The 16,796-nt window shown below is 73.2% G+C and carries 14 protein-coding genes; 8 read left to right on the plus strand and 6 right to left on the minus strand.

Features of this window, described 5'->3' with window-relative positions:
- The first annotated feature begins 20 nt into the window (after nt 1-20).
- Nucleotides 21-1,199: a trans-sulfuration enzyme family protein gene (locus tag APR04_RS00175; RefSeq protein WP_253866966.1), complete on the plus strand. Its 1,179-nt coding sequence runs from the start codon at nt 21-23 to the stop codon at nt 1,197-1,199.
- A gap of 91 nt (nt 1,200-1,290) precedes the next feature.
- Here the strand turns inward: APR04_RS00175 and APR04_RS00180 are convergent, their stop codons facing one another.
- Both APR04_RS00180 and APR04_RS00185 read right to left on the minus strand, forming a co-directional pair.
- The gene (locus tag APR04_RS00180) at nt 1,291-2,466 is read right to left on the minus strand and encodes an acyl-CoA dehydrogenase family protein (protein ID WP_253866968.1); all 1,176 of its coding nucleotides are present in this window, start codon (nt 2,464-2,466) and stop codon (nt 1,291-1,293) included.
- A 115-nt stretch (nt 2,467-2,581) separates the two neighbouring features.
- Nucleotides 2,582-3,766, minus strand: a complete 1,185-nt coding sequence (locus APR04_RS00185; protein WP_253866970.1) for a PucR family transcriptional regulator — start codon at nt 3,764-3,766, stop codon at nt 2,582-2,584.
- Between the two features lie 166 nt (nt 3,767-3,932).
- Between APR04_RS00185 and APR04_RS00190 the strand changes: the two genes are divergently transcribed.
- From APR04_RS00190 to APR04_RS00205, 4 genes are all read left to right on the plus strand, one after another.
- Complete coding sequence (locus APR04_RS00190) at nt 3,933-5,636, plus strand: aldehyde dehydrogenase family protein (RefSeq protein ID WP_253866982.1); 1,704 nt, start codon at nt 3,933-3,935, stop codon at nt 5,634-5,636.
- Nucleotides 5,637-5,738: 102 nt separating this feature from the next.
- On the plus strand, nt 5,739-7,325 hold the full coding sequence (locus tag APR04_RS00195) for an AMP-binding protein (protein WP_253866986.1): 1,587 nt from the start codon (nt 5,739-5,741) through the stop codon (nt 7,323-7,325).
- Between the two features lie 63 nt (nt 7,326-7,388).
- Nucleotides 7,389-8,564, plus strand: coding sequence for a D-alanine--D-alanine ligase family protein (locus APR04_RS00200; RefSeq protein ID WP_253866989.1), 1,176 nt, complete (start codon nt 7,389-7,391; stop codon nt 8,562-8,564).
- A 64-nt stretch (nt 8,565-8,628) separates the two neighbouring features.
- Nucleotides 8,629-9,162: a DUF6232 family protein gene (locus APR04_RS00205; RefSeq protein WP_253866990.1), complete on the plus strand. Its 534-nt coding sequence runs from the start codon at nt 8,629-8,631 to the stop codon at nt 9,160-9,162.
- A gap of 26 nt (nt 9,163-9,188) precedes the next feature.
- Here the strand turns inward: APR04_RS00205 and APR04_RS00210 are convergent, their stop codons facing one another.
- Together APR04_RS00210 and APR04_RS00215 are read right to left on the minus strand one after the other, a co-directional pair.
- On the minus strand, nt 9,189-9,947 hold the full coding sequence (locus tag APR04_RS00210; protein ID WP_253866991.1) for a TetR/AcrR family transcriptional regulator: 759 nt from the start codon (nt 9,945-9,947) through the stop codon (nt 9,189-9,191).
- Nucleotides 9,944-10,423, minus strand: a complete 480-nt coding sequence (locus APR04_RS00215; protein WP_253866992.1) for a DUF3515 domain-containing protein — start codon at nt 10,421-10,423, stop codon at nt 9,944-9,946. Before APR04_RS00215 ends, APR04_RS00210 begins: the two co-directional genes overlap by 4 nt.
- 121 nt (nt 10,424-10,544) lie before the next feature.
- On the opposite strand from APR04_RS00215, the gene APR04_RS00220 reads away from it, so the two are divergent.
- Nucleotides 10,545-11,615 (plus strand): thiamine-phosphate kinase, encoded by a 1,071-nt coding sequence (locus tag APR04_RS00220; protein ID WP_253866993.1) that lies wholly within the window; start codon nt 10,545-10,547, stop codon nt 11,613-11,615.
- 16 nt (nt 11,616-11,631) lie between these two features.
- Here APR04_RS00220 and APR04_RS00225 read toward each other — a convergent pair whose 3' ends face one another.
- Together APR04_RS00225 and rpmB are read right to left on the minus strand one after the other, a co-directional pair.
- Nucleotides 11,632-12,144, minus strand: coding sequence for a GNAT family N-acetyltransferase (locus APR04_RS00225; RefSeq protein WP_308292305.1), 513 nt, complete (start codon nt 12,142-12,144; stop codon nt 11,632-11,634).
- Between the two features lie 152 nt (nt 12,145-12,296).
- The gene (gene rpmB / locus APR04_RS00230) at nt 12,297-12,494 is read right to left on the minus strand and encodes a 50S ribosomal protein L28 (protein WP_119143026.1); all 198 of its coding nucleotides are present in this window, start codon (nt 12,492-12,494) and stop codon (nt 12,297-12,299) included.
- A gap of 317 nt (nt 12,495-12,811) precedes the next feature.
- On the opposite strand from rpmB, the gene APR04_RS00235 reads away from it, so the two are divergent.
- Together APR04_RS00235 and APR04_RS00240 are read left to right on the plus strand one after the other, a co-directional pair.
- Nucleotides 12,812-14,509, plus strand: coding sequence for a DAK2 domain-containing protein (locus APR04_RS00235; RefSeq protein WP_253866994.1), 1,698 nt, complete (start codon nt 12,812-12,814; stop codon nt 14,507-14,509).
- Nucleotides 14,506-16,767 carry an ATP-dependent DNA helicase RecG gene (locus tag APR04_RS00240; protein ID WP_253866995.1) on the plus strand — a complete coding sequence of 754 codons (2,262 nt, stop codon included), beginning with the start codon at nt 14,506-14,508 and terminating at the stop codon, nt 16,765-16,767. The genes APR04_RS00235 and APR04_RS00240 overlap by 4 nt, the downstream gene beginning before the upstream one ends.
- The last annotated feature ends 29 nt before the right edge of the window (nt 16,768-16,796 follow it).

Raw genomic sequence — 16,796 nt, forward strand, 5'->3', positions numbered from 1 at the left:
TCCGCCGTATTCTCGCCGTCATGAGCACCAATCCTGCCGCCGGGCTGTCGCCGGCCACCGTCGTCGTCTCCGCCGGGCGCCCCGAGCGCACCCAGGGCGGGCACATCAACCCGTCCCTCCCGCTCAACTCGACGTACGTGTCGCGCGGCGTGATCACTTCGGGCGAGCTGTCGTACGCACGCGGCGACAACGATGCCTGGCACCCGTTCGAGCGGGCGCTCGTCGCGCTGGAGTGCGGCAGCGGGGCAGACGGCGACGCGGGTGCCGGCGAGGGCATCGTCTTCGGCTCCGGCATGGCGGCGATCGCCGCCGTCTTCTCCCTGGTGCCCGACGGCGGCACGATGGTGCTGCCGCGGCACGCCTATCAGGCCGGCATGGTGCTCGCCGACCAGATCAGGGACCGGCACGGCGTGACCCTGCGGCACGTCGACATCGCCGACACGGACGCCGTGGTGGCGGCCCTCGACGGCGCGGACCTGCTGCTCGTCGAGTCGCCCACCAACCCGATGCTGGAGGTCGCCGACCTGCCGGCCGTGCTCGGGGCGGCCCGTGCGCGCGGCATGCGCTCGGTGGTCGACAACACGTTCGCGACGCCGCTGGGCCAGCGTCCGCTGGAGCACGGCGCCGACGTCGTGCTGCACTCGGTGACCAAGTACCTGGCCGGCCACTCCGACGTCGTGCTCGGCGCGCTCGTGACCCGCGACGCCGAGCTGGCCGCCACCCTGCGTGAGCACCGCACCCTGCACGGCGCCATCGCCGGGCCGTTCGAGGTGTGGCTCGCCCTGCGCGGCCTGCGGACCCTGGCGCTGCGCTTCGAGCGCGCGCAGGCGAACGCCGCCGAGCTGGCCCGACGTCTCGCGGACCACCCAGAGGTCGCCGAGGTGCGGCACCCGTCGTTGCCCGGTGATCCAGGGCACGGGCGTGCGAAGGCGCAGATGAACGGCTTCGGCGCGATCATCGGCGTCCGGCCGGTCGGGCGGGCGGGCCTGGACCCCGTGGAGCGGGCCGACGCCGTCGTGGACGCCGTGCGGCTGTGGCTCCCCGCCACGTCGCTGGGCGGGGTGGAGTCCATGCTGGAGCGCCGCCGCCGCTGGGGCACCGAGGCCGTGACGGTGCCGGAGGACCTGCTGCGCCTGTCGGTCGGCATCGAGGACGTCGAGGACCTCTGGCTGGACCTGGACCAGGCGCTACGTGCGTGAGAACACCCGAGTAGTCGGCAGAACGTCAGGTGATCGGTAGCCCGAGCTGCCGATCACCTGACGTTCTGCCGACCGCACGGCGCGTCGCCGGCTACTCCAGCGGGCCCAGGAGGGACTGGGCGGCTGTGGCGTGGGCGGAGTCGTCGCTGGACGGGTGGAAGATCCCCGCGAGCACGTCCCGGTAGAGACGGCCCAGCTCGGACGAGCTGAAGTAGGTGGAGCCGCCGGACACCCGGACCGCCTGGTCCACGACGTCCCGTGCGGCCTCGGTGACCCGTACCTTCAGGCCTGCCGCGGCCCGGAACCAGCCGGCGCCCCGGTCCAGGGTGCTGTCCGACGCCGAGGCGTCGAGGTCGCGGGTGATCCCGTCGATCTGGAGCCAGACGCTGTCCTGCGTCAGGGCCATGTCGGCGATGCGGCGGCGCACGTCGGGGTCCTGGGAGTACGGCTTGCCGGTCTTCATCGACGTACGGCGTCCCACCGCCTCGACGGCGAGCTCCAGCGCCCGGTCGGCGATCCCCGCGTACACGGAGGCGAGCAGCACCTCGAACGACGTGAAGATGCCCAGGACGTACGGGTCCAGCGACGGCCCGGGCGGCAGCAGGCGCAGGACCCGGTCCGCGGGCGCGTGAGCGCCGTCGAGCCTCGTGGTGCGCGACTGGGAGGCGCGCATGCCGATCGTGTCCCAGTCGTCGAGGATCTCGAACCCGCCGCCGTCGCGCGTGACGAACGCGTGCACCAGCCGCGGGCCGCCGCCGCGGCGCCCGGTGCCGTTCGACGAGTCGAGGCCCAGCACACCGAGCCGCGTCCAGGCGGGGGAGTTGGACGTGAAGATCTTGCGGCCGTGGAACGTGTACCCACCGGCGCCGTCGGGCCGCGCCTCCGTGCGCGAGCCCAGCAGCACCAGATCGTTGCCCGGCTCGGAGTAGCCGAAGCCGAACACCTCGCCCGCCGCCGCCTCGGCGAGCAGCCAGTCCAGCGACGAGTCGCCGCGTTCGTGCAGGTAGCGTCCGACGCCCACCCACACGTGGTGCATGTTCACGGCCAGCGCCGTCGCCGGTGCGTGCGCGGACAGCCGGGCCTGCTCGCGCGCCGTCTCGCGCAGCGAGAGGCCGGCGCCACCGAACGCGGTGGGGACCATCGTGCCGAGGTAGCCGGCGGCCTGCAGGTCGGCGAGGTCCTCGGCGAAGAAGGCGTTGTCGCGGTCGTAGTCGGCGGCTCGTTCGCGAAAGGTGCCGAGCAGCTCGTCGGACAGGAGGTGAGTCACCTCCCGAGGCTAGCGCTGCCGGACGGCACCGCGAGCGGAACGCGCGGGCGACCACGACCACCGGCACTGCGCCGGGTCAGCCGCGTCCCGCCGGTTCGCGCCGGATCCCACCGCTTCACGGCGGATCCCGCTGGAGCCGGCGCGCCCGCACCGCCGCGTACAGCTCGGCGGCGGCGCGCGGGTCGTTGATGTCGCGGCCCGTCAGGTCGGCGACGCGGGCCAGCCGGTTCAGCACGGTGTTCCGGTGGCAGTGCAGCGCCGCGGCGGCCTTGGTGCCGGACCCGCCGTGCTCGAACCATGCCTCGATGGTGCCGAGCAGCAGCTCCTCGTCCCGCGGGTCCCGGTCCCTCAGGCCGCTGAGCACGGCGGTGGCGAGCTCGGCGGCGCGTTCGTCGTCGGCCACCAGCAGGGCGTCCAGCGGACGGTCGCCGTAGCGGGCGAGCCCGGCCACGCCACGGGGCAGGGAGCGCACAGCGGTGCGGGCCTGGGCGAGGGCGGCCGGCGCGTCGGCCAGGCTCGTGAACGGCCGGCTCGCGCCGGTCGGGGCGTGCACGGCGAGGCAGGCCGCTGCGTCGTGCACGCCCTCGGAGGTGGGCGCGGCCACGAGCGTCAGGCGGGCGCCCTCGTGCGTCAGCCAGCGGGTGGTCACCCTGGAGGCGTCCACGCCGTCGTCCTCCGGGACGGGCGACACGCCCGGCGACACACCCTGCGACGCGCCGGGCAGCGAGGCGGGCGGCAGGCCGGGCGGCGTGACGGCGACGACGAGCAGCACGTCGGTGGGCAGGCCGAGCGCGCGGCGTGCGGTCTCGAGGTCGTGCACCGCCCCGGTGAGGACGCCGCGCAGCAGCTCGGTGCGGGCCATGTTCTCGCCCACACCTGCGGCGGTCTCCAGGTGGGCGCGGACGGCGACGTTCGACGAGCGGTCGATGGCGAACCAGACCTGCGACGACGCACGGAGCAGTGCGGGGGTGTCGTTCTCGGAGCGCAGGCGCCGGGCGAGCTCCTCCCAGATCCGCAGACCGGCCAGCCGGTAGGCGTGCTGCAGCAGGTCCAGCGGCACGCCCTCGGCGGCGCTGACCCGACCGGTCTCCCGCGCAGGGGTGAGAGACGAGGTCTCACCGGCGAGCGCGGCGAGGATCTCCGCCACGTTCGCCCGGACGAGCGGCTGGACTGCGGCTGCTGGGAGCCGGGTCTCCTGGTAGGTGGGTTCTGCGTGCAGGATGCCTTCGGCTACCTGCGAGCTCAGCAGTTCGAGGGCATCGCGGAGGTCGTGGCGTCCGTCTCCAACGATGTCCGACATAACCGGCAGCGTAACGGTGAGGCGTCGCCAGTGCACCGAAGGTCGAGATGTCAACCGGTACTGGGTCTCGCGCCGGACCGGTGCGGACCCCTAGGCTATTGGAGTCCAGGTCAGTGATAGCCAGGTCTGGGACGGTCGGATGCCGAGCGGTCGAAGGAGACAGCTGATGAGCGTGACGGACACGCGAGCCGCCACGGAGCGTGAGCTCGACCAGGCGGTCGAGGAGCTCAAGGCCGGTGCGGCGCGCTGGGCACAGCTGCCCGTCGCGGCCAGGGGGGCGCTGTTCCGGAGGGTGCACGCGTCGATAGCCGAGGTCTCGGAAGAGTGGGCGACGGCCGCCGCCGAGGCGAAGCACGTCGCGCCGTCCGCCCCGTACGCGGGCGAGGAGTGGATGACCGGCCCGTACGGCGCGCTGGAGAGCGCTGCCACCTACGCGCAGTCGTACGAGGCGCTCGCAGCGGGCAGGTCGCCGCTCGACGGGCTGCCCTTCGGGACGGCGCCGGGCGGCCGCGTGGCGGTGCGGGCGCTGCCCCGCACCGCCAAGGAGTGGGTGCTGTTCAACGGTTTCAGGGCGGAGGTCTGGCTGCCGCCGGGCGTGACCGAGCGACAGGTGCGGACCGAGGCGGGCCTGCGGGCCGGCACGGTGGGTGAGTACGGCGGCGTCGGGCTGGTGCTGGGCGCCGGCAACGTCTCGTCGATCGCGCCGCTGGACGCGTTCTACGAGCTCGTCGCGTACAACCGCGCCTCGCTCGTGAAGCTCAACCCGACCTTCGGCGGTCTGCTCGGGGTGTACCGCAGGGCGCTCGCCCCCCTGATCGAGGCGGGCGTGGTCCGGGTGGTCAACGGCGACGGCGCCGTCGGCGCCTACCTCACGGCGCACGGCGGCATCGACAAGGTGCACATCACGGGCTCCGCCGTCACGCACGACGCGATCGTGTGGGGCACCGGCGCGGAGGCCGAGCGGCGTCGGGCGGCGGACGACCCTCTGCTGCGGGTGCCGATCACGAGCGAGCTGGGCGGGGTCGCGCCGATGATCGTGCTGCCCGGCCGGTGGAGCGCCGCCGACCTGCGGTACCAGGCCGAGCACCTGGTCTCCATGCGCCTGCACAACGCGGGGCACAACTGCGTGGCGGGGCAGCTCGTCGTGCTCTCGGCGGACTGGGACCAGAAGGACGCGTTCCTCGCCGAGCTGCGCCGTGCCCTGGCGACCCTGCCGGCTCGCGCGCCCTGGTATCCCGGTACGGATGCCAAGGTCGCGCGGGCCGCCGACGCGCACCCGGACGCCGAGCACGTGAGCGGACGCATCCTGATGGAGGTGGCCCCAGGCGACCCGGCGTGCACCGACGAGTACTTCGCGCCGGTGCTGGCGTGGACGCAGCTGCCGGGCGTGGGCGCCGAGTTCCTGCCCGCCGCCGTCGGCCTCGCCAACGACTCCCTGTACGGGACGCTGGGCGCCAACGTGGTGGTGCGGCCCCAGGACCGCGCGGCGCTGGGGCCGGCGTTCGACGCCGCGATCGCCGACCTGCGCTACGGCACCATCGCGATCAACGCCTGGACGGGTGTCGGCTTCCTCCTGCCGGGGGCCACGTGGGGCGCGTTCCCCGGGCACACGGTCGCCGACGTCGGCTCCGGGATCGACGTCGTGCACAACGGGCACCTGCTCTCCGGGCCGGAACGTACCGTCGTGACCGGGCCGTTCCGCCCGTTCCCGCGCAGCGTGCTGCACGGCGAGCTCTCGCTCTTCCCGAAGCCGCCGTGGTTCAGCGGCTCCCGGAGCGGGACGGAGACAGGCCGGCGGCTGACCCGCTATGCGGCGGCGCCGTCGTGGCGCAGGCTCGTGCCGGTACTGCTCGCCGCGTTCCGTGCATGACGGGGCGGTGTGGCTGCACAATGCTCTTGCGCCGGGCCGATGGGGGTCCGGCGGCTCGGCCGGGCCGACGACGGTCCGGCAACTGACCGAAGGAGACCGATGATGGTTGTCCGGAGCCCGCTGCCCGACGTGAAGATCCCGTCCGTCAGCGTCTACGAGTACCTGTTCGGCGATATCGCGTCTGACGACCTGGACCGCGTTGCGGTGGTCGACGGTGTCAGCGGGGTGGAGACGACGTTCCGCTCCCTCCTCGCGCAGATCGACGCGGTCGCAGGCGCCATGGCGGCGCGCGGGTTCGGGGTGGGCGACGTCGTCGCGCTGCACGCCCCCAACGTCCCCGCCTACGTCACCGTGTTCCACGGGCTGCTGCGGGCCGGGGTCACCGTGACCACCGTCAACGGCCTGGCCACCGCCCCGGAGATCACCAAGCAGCTCGCCGACTCCGGCGCGCGGCTCATGATCACCGTGTCGGCGCTGCTCGCCGCCGGCGAGTCCGGCGCACGGGGCGCAGGCCTCACCGACGACCAGCTGGTGGTGCTCGACGGCGGCTCCGGTGCCGCAGAGGCCTACACGTCCCTGGCCGACCTGCTGGCCGAGCCGCGCCCGGCACCCGACGTCTCGTTCGACCCCGCGACCCACCTCGCGGTGCTGCCCTACTCGTCCGGCACGACGGGCCGCCCCAAGGGCGTCATGCTGACGCACACCAACCTTGTGGCGAACGTGGCACAGTCCCTCGCGATCGGGGTGGGGCCCGACGACGTCGTGCCGTGCGTGCTGCCGTTCTTCCACATCTACGGCATGACCGTGCTGCTCAACCTGGCGCTGCGCACCCGGGCGAAGCTCGTGACGCTGCCCCGGTTCGACCTGGCGCAGTACCTCGGGGTCATCCAGGAGCACCGGGCGACGTTCCTGTTCGTGGCGCCGCCCATCGCGCTCGCGCTGGCGAAGCACCCCCTCGTGGACTCCTACGACGTCTCCAGCGTGCGGGCCGTGCTGTCGGGGGCCGCGCCGCTCGACGAGAAGCTCGCCCAGGCGGTGCTCGACCGGCTCGGCGACAGCGTGCGGGTCCTGCAGGGGTACGGCATGACCGAGATGTCGCCGGTCTCGCACTGCATCCCGTTCGACCGCGCGGACATCTCGCCCGGGACCGTCGGGCTGCTCGTCGCCGGCATGGAGGCAAAGATCGTCGACCCGGCGACGGGCGCCCAGATCGAGCAGCCGGGCGAGGGCGTCTCGGCCCCGGGTGAGCTGCTGTGCCGCGGGCCGAACGTGATGGTCGGCTACCTCGGCAATCCCGAGGCGACGGCCGACACGCTGGAGCCCGACGGGTTCATGCACACCGGCGACATCGTCACCGTCGACGCCGACGGCGTGTTCCGGGTGGTGGACCGGCTCAAGGAGCTCATCAAGTACAAGGGCTACCAGGTCCCGCCCGCCGAGCTGGAGGCGCTGCTGCTGTCCCACCCGAAGATCGCGGACGCCGCGGTGATCGGCCTGCCCGACGATGAAGCCGGCGAGATCCCGAAGGCGTTCGTCGTGACCGCGCGGGGGGAATCGCTGAGCGAGGCCGAGGTCATCGCGTACGTCGCCGAACAGGTTGCCCCCTACAAGAAGGTGCGGAGCGTGGAGTTCATCGAGGCGGTGCCGAAGTCGGCCTCCGGGAAGGTCCTGCGCAAGGACCTCAAGTAGGGCTCCGCGTCGGGTCTTTCGCGGACAGGTCCTGCGCACGCAGGTCCGGTAGGGTCAGGCGCGATGTCGCACCACACACCTGAACCAGCCTCCGCCGGGGCGAGCCCCGCGCCGACGCCGGACGCTGCCGCCAAGACCCGCGTCGTGATCCTGTTCGGCGGACGCTCCGGCGAGCACGGGATCTCCGTCGCCACCGCCGGCGGCGTGATGAGCGCCATCGACCGCTCGAAGTACGAGGTGGTGCCCATCGGCATCACCCCGAAGGGGCAGTGGGTCATCGCAGCGGACGAGCCCGAGCGCTGGGCCATCACCGACGGCAAGGCGGCGGAGGTCCCCGCGTCCGCCGCCGAGGTGGTGCTCCCGCTGACCGTGGGCGACGCCGCGCTGCGGGTCCTGGAGCCGGGCCGGGTGCCGTCGGCGCTCGCCGACGTCGACGTGGTGTTCCCGCTCCTGCACGGCCCGTACGGCGAGGACGGGACCGTCCAGGGCCTGCTCGAGCTCGCCGATGCGCGGTACGTCGGCTCCGGCGTGCTCGCGTCCGCCGTCGGCATGGACAAGCACTTCATGAAGATGGTGTTCGCCGGGCAGGGCCTGCCCATCGGCCCGTACACCGTGATCAAGCCGGGCGACTGGGAGCGGCGCCGGGACGTCGTGCTGCAGACCGTAGAGCCCCTCGGGCTACCGTTGTTCGTCAAGCCGGCCCGTGCCGGGTCGTCGCTCGGCGTGTCCAGGGTGGACTCCCTGGACGACCTGGACGCCGCCGTCGAGGAAGCACGCAGGCACGACCCCAAGGTGATCGTCGAGGCAGGCATCGCCGGCCGGGAGATCGAGTGCGCGGTGCTCGGCGGCCGCGGCGGTGAGCGCCCGCGAGCGTCGCTGCCCGGCGAGATCCTGGTCACCGACGAGACCAAGAACGGCTTCTACGACTACGAGGCCAAGTACTTCGACGAGGCGGCCGTGCAGCTCTCCTGCCCCGCCGACCTGCCGGAGCACGTCATCAAGCAGGTCCAGGAGATCGCCGTGCGGACGTTCGAGGCGGTCAGCGCCGAGGGCCTGGCGCGCGTCGACGTGTTCGTGACGCCCGAGGACCAGGTGGTGGTCAACGAGATCAACACGATGCCAGGCTTCACGCCGTTCTCGATGTATCCGCGCATGTGGGACGCCTCCGGCCTGAGCTACCCGGAGCTCATCGACGAGCTCATCCAGCTCGCTCTGGAGCGGCCCACCGGCCTGCGCTGATCGCCTGTACTCTGCCTCTCACCACCGGTCGTCCGTACCGGAATAGGGGCTCTGAGGAGGCAGGATGTGGGGCGAGCCGCGCTACAGGTACGCCGCGCGTGACGTGCGGGTCGCGAACGGGACGCTCACGATCGGGCTCACCACCTTCGCCCTGAGCAACGTCATGCGGGTCGAGGTGGTGGGCGTGGCGAAACCCCAGCCCATCGGCGCCTGGGCGAACCAGGTCGCCTACCCGTTCTGCATCATCGCGGTGGTCGTCCTGCTGCTCCGCGCGGTGGGGGCCGACGCCGTCCCGTGGGAGGCCGCCCTTGCCATGGCTTGTGCGGGCCTCGGGTGGCCGGCGGCGCGCGCGTGGCAGCAGACGAAGTTCTGGAAGCCGGTGTGGAGGCACCCGGTGTTCGCCCTGCAGCTGGTCACCGCGACGCAGCACGTGCACCGCATCTGCGCGCACGACGCCAGGCACCTCTCGGCGCTCGCGGCGCTGCTGGCCGCGGCGATGAAGGACCCGGCGATCTCCTACCACGGGACCATCCAGCTGATCTCGAACGCCGACGCGCTGCACACGATGGAGGCCAGCAGGGACTCGATGGTGCGCTGACGGGTGCACCGGTGCGGTGTGCCCGTTCAGCGCACGGTCGGGTGCGGCTCCAGACCCATCTGGGCCAGCAACGACGAGACGAGGTCCTCGTGGAGCGCCACGTGGTCTCCGAACGCGAACTCCTGGTGCCCGTAGACGGCCATGCACTGCAGGCCGTAGACCTGCCGCCAGCTCGTCACCATGAGGTGGGCGACGCCGAGCGGCAGGTCGTGCCCACCCACGGCGTCGCGGTACCGGCGGACCTGCTCGGCCAGCTCGGGACCGATCTCGTCGTCGGCCGGGCGCGGGATGCCCGATGCCGCCAGCTCGCGGAAGAGAGGCACGTAGTGGCCCCCGACCAGCTCGGCCATGCGGCGCTGGAGGGCGTAGCTGTCGGGGAGCTCAGCGCGGATGCCGGAGCCGATGACGAGGTCGAACTCCGCCGGGTTGCGGACCGCCCACTCGAGCGAGGCGCGGGTCGACGCCACCAGGGCCGCCGAGATGTCGCCAGGCTCCTGCCGGGCGACGGCGGCGCCGAGCTCCTCCAGCACCTCCTCGACGATCAGCACGCAGAGCTGCGCGATGACGTCCTGCCGGTTCTCGAAGTGCCGGTACAGCGCGGGCGGCGTGACACCCACCTCCTTCGCGACGGCGGCCATCGTGAGCTTGCTCAGGCCGTGCTGCCCGGCGAGCTGGTGGCGTGCCGCGGTGAGGACCTCACGGTGCAGCTCGTCGCGCAGGCGTTCGCGCCGCGACTGCACGGGCGGGGCGGGATCTGTCGCTGGCACTGAGACAACCGGGCTCACTGACACTCCTTCGTGGCAGGTACCTGTGTCACGGCGCCGGCGAGATCGGCGATGAACGACGTCGAGTGGTTCTCGGTGACCGCTGGCGGCACGATCACCTCGACCGCGGGCTCGCGGCCGTAGGTGACGAACGACCAGGTGCCTGCGTCGTCGGTGGTGACTATCCAGTCGACGGCGGTCCCGTCGCCCGAGTCGACGTGCTGGCAGTCCGCGGACGGGCCGATCTGGGCCACGCCGCACCGCATGGTGACCGCGGCGCCCGGCTCGCCCCACGCCGCCGTCGCCTGCGCGTCGGTCGGCACCTTCAGCAGGTCGCCGCCGAGCTCGTCCGGCACGGCGAGCATCACGTCGGCGCACCTCGGGTCGGCGGCGTCCGGCGCGACCTCCACGCCGATCGTTCGTGGTGCGCACCCGGCCAGTACCACGACGGTGAGAGCAGCGGCGGTCAGAGCGGTGACGAAGCGGGCAGGAAGCACGGAGAGATACGTTACCCGTCTCGGATAGGGCCCGTCCCCGATGCCCGTCTGCGGCCGGTGTGCGGCTCGCGCGGTGGCCGGCCTGCCGCGTCCGACCGGGGCTGGCCCTTAGGGTCGACCAGTGACCCGCGTCCGTGACCTCTCCGAGGAGCAGATCCTCGAACGCATAGTGCCCCTGCTGCCCCGGGGGAGCGCCACGCTGCTCGGGCCCGGCGACGACGCCGCGGTGCTCGCTGCACCCGACGGCCGGTTCGTGGTCTCGACCGACGTGCTGGTCGAGGACCGCCACTTCCGTACCCGCTGGTCCACGGGGTACGACGTCGGACGGCGTGCCGCCGCGCAGAACCTCGCAGACATCGCCGCGATGGGCGCACGGCCCACCGCACTGGTGACCTCCCTGGTGGTGCCGGGCGACACCGAGCTGGACTGGGTGACCGGCCTGGCCATCGGCCTGGCCGACGGCTGCGCGCCGGTCGGTGCGGGCGCCGTGGGCGGCGACCTGTCGGGCGGCCCGTTCCTGGTGGTGAGCATCACCGTCCACGGCGACCTGGAGGGGCGCCCGCCGGTGCTGCGGTCGGGCGCCCGGCCGGGCGACGTCGTCGCGCACGCCGGGGTGCGCGGGTGGTCGGCCGCCGGGCTGGCGCTCCTGGAGGCGGGCCTGGTCCGCACGCCGCTGTCCACCGCGCCGCTGGAGGTCACCGACGGCGTGCTGCTCGAGGACGCCTGGGAACGGCTCGTCGCCGCGTACCTGCGGCCGGACCCGCCGCTCGCCGCCGGCGTCTCGGCAGCCCAGGCGGGGGCCACCGCCATGCTCGACCTCTCCGACGGCCTGCTGCGTGACGCCGGACGGATCGCCCGCGCGAGCGGCGTACGGCTCGACCTCGACGCCGGGGCGTTCGCCAAGGACCGGGACGCACTGCACTCGGCGGCCCGAGCCGTGGCCGCGGCGACCGGGCTGGGCGACCCCGGCTGGGGGCCAGGGACAGCGGACATCGACGGGCTGGTCGGGCGCTGGGTCTGGGGCGGGGGAGAGGACCACGGGCTGCTCGCCACGTTCCCGGCCGGAACTGAGCTGCCGGCGGGCTGGACCGCCGTCGGCCGAGTGCAGGCGGTGGGCGAGGCGGGCCCCGCCGTCACGATCGGTGGCGAGGCGCCCGCCGATCAACCTGGCTGGGACCACTTCCGCGCGTGACGGCTGACCGAGCGCCTCAGCGCTTGCGGAAGCGGAGCTGCTTGAGCGGGCGGCCGCCGAAGTCGTCGATGCGCTCGGTGCCGTCGTGCTGGAACCCGTGCCGCCGGTAGAAGTGCTGGGCGCGCTCGTTGCCCTCGAAGATCCAGAGGCTGACGACGGTGCCAGGCGCCAGGCCGCCGAGCGCCGTCCGCATCAGGTCACGGGCCACACCGGTACCCCACGCGCGCGGATGCAGGTAGATGGCGTAGATCTCGAGGTCGCCGGGCTCGGCGTCCTCGTCGCGGGACGGACCGACGCTGGTGAACCCGATGGTCTTTCCGTCGTCCTCGGCGAGGAGCATCTTGGTGCCCCGGGCGGTCAGGGCCGCTGACCAGTGTCCGGCTCGGTCGGCGACCTCGAGCGACGCCAGGTAGGAGTCGGGCAGAATCTCTGAGTAAGCACCACGCCAGGAGGCGATGTCGACACGAGCGATGGCTTCGGCGTCGGTCGTCGTTGCTGGGCGGATGGTCACGTCGTCCGGTGCCATCATGACTTCACCTTTCCACCACCGGGTGCTGGGCGCAACTACTTCTTTGGTTCGAGATGAATGTTCAGGAACGCCGAAGACGCCCGCCGGAACAAGCCCGGCAGGCGTCTTCATCAAGCATTACGGGTCGCGTCAGCGACCCGGCTGCGGCAGCGTCAGGCCGAGACCTTGCGCGTGACCTTGCCGGCCTTGAGGCAGGAGGTGCACACGTTGACGCGCTTCGGAGTCCCGCCCACGATCGCACGGACGCGCTGGATGTTCGGGTTCCAGCGGCGCTTGGTGCGGATGTGAGAGTGCGAAACAGAGTGCCCGAAGCCGGGGCCCTTGCCGCAGACGTCGCAGTTGGCAGCCACGGTGTCTCCTGAATGTCGTGCACGCCTGTGCAGAAACGACAGCACGACGTGATGGATGGTCAAAAAAGGGGGAGCCTAGACGCTTCAGAGCAAGCAACGCTACTTAGCGGGCCAGGCAACTTCCACAGAGTACCCGATCCCGGGCCGGGCCCTCAAACCGTAGCCGTCGGGTGGTGCGTCACACCAGGGTCGGCCCACCTGTGCCGCCTGGTCAGGCCTGTGGACAGCCGCACGCGATCGCCTCGGTCGCTCGGTACGGTGGATCCGTCCGGGCGGGCGCCCGGTCAGCTGTGCAGCCACGTGCAGGAGGGCAGAACGTGACCGACGTCGACAGCGGCAGCCGGACGACCGGTTCCGGACCGGAGCCATCCCGGGCCGGTGTCCGCCTCGAGGACCCGGGCCTGGTGCGCGCCTGGACCCGTGGGGCGACAGCGGCCCTGCGCAGGGAGCGGGCCGCGATCGACCGGGTCAACGTCTTCCCGGTGGCGGACGCCGACACCGGCACCAACCTCTACCTGACGTTCCGTGAGGGGGACCGTGCGGTTGCCGGTGCGCCCTCCGGGGCGACCGGTACGCAGCTGCTGGCGACCCTCGCCAGGGCCGCCCTGCTGGGCGCGCGGGGCAACTCCGGCGTGATCCTCAGCGAGTGGCTCCGCGGGCTGGCGGTAGCGGCGCGCCGTGGGGCGGGCACGGCGGAGCTGTTCACGCGGGCGGCGACGTCGGCCAGGTCAGCGGTGGCGCGGCCGGCCGAGGGCACGATCCTCACGGCGGCCGACGCCGCTGCCGCCGCGGCGCGGGCCGCCGAGAGCTCCCTGGAGCGCGACGCGGGGCCAGGCTCGGTGGGCACGGCCGGTCCGCTGCCGGTCGTGACCGCTGCCGCGGCCGCCGCGCGCACCGCGGCGCGTGCGAGCCGCGACGAGCTCGACGCCCTGCGCGTGGCAGGCGTGCTCGACGCCGGAGCCCTCGGGCTGGTCCTCGTGCTCGATGCCCTGGTCGTCGCCGCGGCAGGGGAAGCGTCAGGGGGAGTGTCAGTGGCGGACGGCAGCATGGACGCCGTGAACCTGGACCAGCTGCTCGACGCCGGCGCGCCGCCGCCCGTGACCGAGACGCCTGACGTCGGGCCGCACGGCGTAGAGGGCGGCACGGGCGGTCTCGAGCTGATGTTCGTGCTCGCCGCGCCGGCCTCGGCCGCGGCGGAGGCCGTGGCGGCCGGGCTGCGGGCAGCGCTCGGAGAGGTCGGCGACTCGGTGGTCGTGGTCGGCGGGGACGCAGGCACCGGCACCGCCGTCTGGCAGGCCCACGTGCACACCGACCACCTCGACCGGGCGCTCACGATCGCGGCGAAGGCCGCCCGGGAGGGCTCGCTGGCCCAGGTGCACGTGCGCCACCTCGAAGCCGTGCACCAGCACGAGTGGGGCGTCGTCGCCGCGACGTCGGCTCCCGGCCTGGCGGCGGAGCTCGCGCACGCGGGCGCCGTCGTGCTCCTCACGGGCGGGCTCGGCAGCACGGTCGAGGCCCTGACCGCCGAGGACGTCGGCCGTGCCGCCGCGTCGACCGGAGCCCGGCGGGTACTGCTGCTCGGGGTACCGGACGCGGGAGCGGGGGGTGAGGCGCAGCTCGACGTCGACGAGGTGGTCGCGGTGCAGGCACCCACCGACCTGCACGCCGTCGTGGCACTGGCCGCCCTCGGGACGCTGCTGCCGGTCGGGCTGCCGGACGGGCCGCCGGACGGGTCCGCCTCGCCCTCCGTCGACGCCCGCGCGATAGTGGACCAGGCGCTCGCCGCGCTGACCGTGGTGGAGGCCAAGGGAGCCGCCGCGGTCGAGGCCCTGCGGGACGCGGCGGGCCCGGCGACCACCCTGGCGACGGCGCTGCTCGACGGGGACGTCCCGGACGGCCTGTCCGGCCGGCTCGCCGCCGCGCTCGCCGAGCGTGCGCCGGAGGCAGAGCTCGTCGTCCTGTCGACCGGCCGCCCGGGCGACAGGGTGCACCTGGGTACGGAGGAGGACGCATGACCGAACGGGTGGACGAGCGGCTGGAGCGCGCCTTCGACAAGCGGACGGCGACCGCCCTCGGCAAGCTCGGCCTGCGGACCGTCGGAGACCTGCTGGGCCACTATCCCCGCCGGTACGCCGACCCGGGAGCGCTCTCGGACATCGCGGCGCTCGAGGTGGGTGAGCACGTGACGATCCTGGCCCGGGTGGAGCAGGCGACCGTCCGCCCCATGCGGAACCGCAAGGGCGCGCTCATGGAGGTGGTGGTGACGGACGGCAACAGCCGGCTGTCCCTCACGTTCTTCGGCAAGCACCGCGGCTCGCTCTTCAACCACGAGAAGCGCCTGGTCCCGGGCGCGACGGGCCTGTTCACGGGAACCGTCGGCCTGTACAGGGGCGCGCGGCAGCTCACCCACCCGGACTTCACGCTCATGGGGGAGGAGTCCGACCTCGACAGCGACGAGGCGCTCCTCGAGCACGCGACCAAGCCCATCCCGATCTACCCGGCAGCCGCGGGTATCCCGAGCTGGAAGATCCAGGGTGCGTTGCGCGTGGTCCTCGACACGCTGACCGACGACGACGTGCCGGACCCGGTGCCCGACGAGGTACGGGAACGCCAGGGGATGCCCGGGCGGGCCGCCGCGCTGCGCAGCCTGCACCGGCCGGCGACCGTGAAAGAGGCCTACCGCGCGCAGCACCGGATGCGGTTCGAGGAGGCGTTCGTGCTGCAGGCTGCGCTCGCACAGCGCCGTGCCCGCACCGCCGCGGAGGACGCCACCGCCCGCCCGCCGCTGGCCAAGGGGAAGCCGAGCCTCCTCGCCGACTTCGACGCCTCCCTCCCGTTCGTGCTCACCGACGGTCAGCGTGCGGTGGGTGACGAGATAGCCACCGAGCTCGCCGACCCGCGCCCGATGCACCGGCTGCTGCAGGGCGAGGTCGGCAGCGGAAAGACGGTGGTCGCGCTCCGCGCCATGCTGCAGGTCGTCGACGCCGGCGGTCAGGCCGCCCTGCTCGCACCCACCGAGGTGCTCGCCGCGCAGCACGCCAGGACCCTGCGTGCGCTGCTGGGCCCGCTGGCCGAGGGCGGCACCCTGTTCGGGGCGGAGCATGCCGGCGCGAGCACCCGGATAGCGCTGCTCACCGGCTCGCTCGGCGCGAAGGCCCGCAAGGCGGCCCTGCTCCAGGCAGCGAGCGGCGAGGCCGGGATCGTGGTCGGCACGCACGCGCTCCTGTCGGAGCAGGTGCAGTTCGCCGACCTGGGCCTTGTGGTGGTGGACGAGCAGCACCGCTTCGGAGTCGAGCAGCGGGACGCCCTGCGGGCCAAGGGGCGGGTGTCCCCGCACCTGCTGGTCATGACGGCCACGCCCATCCCGCGCACCGTGGCGATGACGGTCTTCGGCGACCTGGAGACGTCGTCCCTCACCGAGGTGCCGGCCGGGCGCGCGGGCATCACCACCGTCGCGGTCCCCGCCCGCAACACCCGCTGGACGGACCGCACCTGGGCCCGGGTCCGCGAGGAGGTCGACGCGGGCCGCCGCGCCTACGTCGTGTGTGCGCGGATCCACCCGGACGAGGAGACCAGGACAGCCGCCAAGGACTTCGACGAGGTACCGGAGTTCCTCGACCCCTCCGGACCTGCCGCCGAGGGCGCCGCCGACCGGCCGCCGCTGCGCGCCGTGCTCGAGGTCGTCGAGGAGCTGCGCTCGCGGCCCGAGCTGGCAGGCATCGATATCGGCATGCTGCACGGGCAGCTGCCGGCCGACCAGAAGGAGGAGGCCATGGCCCGGTTCGCCTCCGGAGAGGTGCCGGTCCTGGTCGCCACCACCGTGATCGAGGTGGGCGTCGACGTCCCTGAGGCCACGGCCATGGTGATCTTCGACGCCGACCGGTTCGGCATCTCTCAGCTGCACCAGCTGCGCGGGCGCGTGGGGCGAGGCACCGACCCGGGCCTGTGCCTCCTGGTGTCCGACGCCGAGCCGGGTACACCGGCCTATGCCCGGCTGGAGGCGATGACCCAGACCACCGACGGCTTCAAGCTCGCGAACCTCGACCTGGAGCTGCGGAGCGAGGGCGACGTGCTCGGCGCCGCACAGTCGGGCCGGACCAGCTCCCTGCGCCTGCTGCGGGTGGTCAAGGACGCCGGCCTCATCGAGGAGGCACGCACCGCCGCCGTCGACGTCGTGCGGGCTTCCCCCGACCTGACGGAGTTCCCGGAGCTGGCGAAAGCGATCCGTGCCCAGCTCGACGAGGATCAGGAGGAGTTCCTCGAACGGGCGTGACTCGAACGGGCGTGCAGAGCTCCCGGCGA

Source organism: Promicromonospora umidemergens (genome assembly GCF_024171995.1).
Lineage (GTDB): Bacteria > Actinomycetota > Actinomycetes > Actinomycetales > Cellulomonadaceae > Promicromonospora > Promicromonospora umidemergens.

Bases quoted from the DNA above. Each gene is read 5' to 3' on its own strand.
- APR04_RS00175 (WP_253866966.1), top strand. From the start codon at position 21: ATGAGCACCAATCCTGCCGCCGGGCTGTCGCCGGCCACCGTCGTCGTC.
- APR04_RS00185 (WP_253866970.1), bottom strand. From the start codon at position 3,766: ATGTCGGACATCGTTGGAGACGGACGCCACGACCTCCGCGATGCCCTC.
- APR04_RS00190 (WP_253866982.1), top strand. From the start codon at position 3,933: ATGAGCGTGACGGACACGCGAGCCGCCACGGAGCGTGAGCTCGACCAG.
- APR04_RS00195 (WP_253866986.1), top strand. From the start codon at position 5,739: ATGGTTGTCCGGAGCCCGCTGCCCGACGTGAAGATCCCGTCCGTCAGC.
- APR04_RS00200 (WP_253866989.1), top strand. From the start codon at position 7,389: ATGTCGCACCACACACCTGAACCAGCCTCCGCCGGGGCGAGCCCCGCG.
- APR04_RS00205 (WP_253866990.1), top strand. From the start codon at position 8,629: ATGTGGGGCGAGCCGCGCTACAGGTACGCCGCGCGTGACGTGCGGGTC.
- APR04_RS00225 (WP_308292305.1), bottom strand. From the start codon at position 12,144: ATGATGGCACCGGACGACGTGACCATCCGCCCAGCAACGACGACCGAC.
- APR04_RS00240 (WP_253866995.1), top strand. From the start codon at position 14,506: ATGACCGAACGGGTGGACGAGCGGCTGGAGCGCGCCTTCGACAAGCGG.